Source organism: Bacillus sp. T2.9-1, from assembly GCF_950097965.1.
GTDB classification, from domain to species: domain Bacteria; phylum Bacillota; class Bacilli; order Bacillales; family Cytobacillaceae; genus Niallia; species Niallia hominis.
This window is the reverse complement of record NZ_CATNHG010000036.1, coordinates 1-759: the sequence shown is the minus strand read 5'-3', so window position 1 is coordinate 759 and position 759 is coordinate 1. Positions and strand designations below refer to the sequence as shown.

1 pseudogene is annotated in these 759 nt (G+C 32.5%); it reads left to right on the top strand.

Annotated features, from left to right (window positions below):
• Positions 1–681: 681 nt before the first annotated feature.
• Positions 682–759, top strand: a pseudogene (locus QQZ16_RS03570) (recombinase family protein); the annotation flags it as partial.

The window sequence follows — 759 nt, the reverse complement described above, 5'->3', positions numbered from 1 at the left end:
GGAAATCATTAATTCAGAAAAAGAAAAACAAGATCAAAAAGAATTAGATGAAAAGTTTGAAAAGATGCAGCAGCAAATTGACAAATTAACAACTGAATTAACAAAAGTAACAAAAAAGGAAATGGGAACAAACAGAAAGCAGTAGGTTTTTATCACAAGATAGCAAGGAGTACTAATAATCAAATTATTAAAGGTGCATTTACACAAGCTTCAGCCGACGAACAAAATTATGCAGTTTGATTTTTATATTTTATGAATGATCATTAATTTTGTAGAAGCCGGCAATCTCGTCGGTTTTTTTACTGAACATTTTGTGTCCGAAGCGCCGCCGATCAGTAGCGCTTCTTGTGTCTACTACGCATTATTTCTTGTTATGTATAATGAAAAATCTATTCAACAAATCGGGCGAAATAGTGGAAGAACTCTTTGTTTTTAAACGACTTTATTGTTATTTATTTTGAGATAAATGGGTACAGGATGAAGAAAGTTAAACAACTATTTTTTAACACCGTTCTACATTTTAGAACGGTGTTATCTGTGTTTAAAGTATTAAGATTCAACAACTTGATTGTAAATGAACAGATGTGCAAAATAGCACTTAAAATAAGCGCAAATTACCTCCTAAAGTGACACATAGTTAAGAGTGTCTCATAAGACTTGTCTCAAAAACGAGGTGAAATTTTGCAGAAAATCGGTTATGTACGCGTCAGTTCGACTAGCCAAAATCCTTCAAGGCAATTTCGGCAATTGAACGAAATT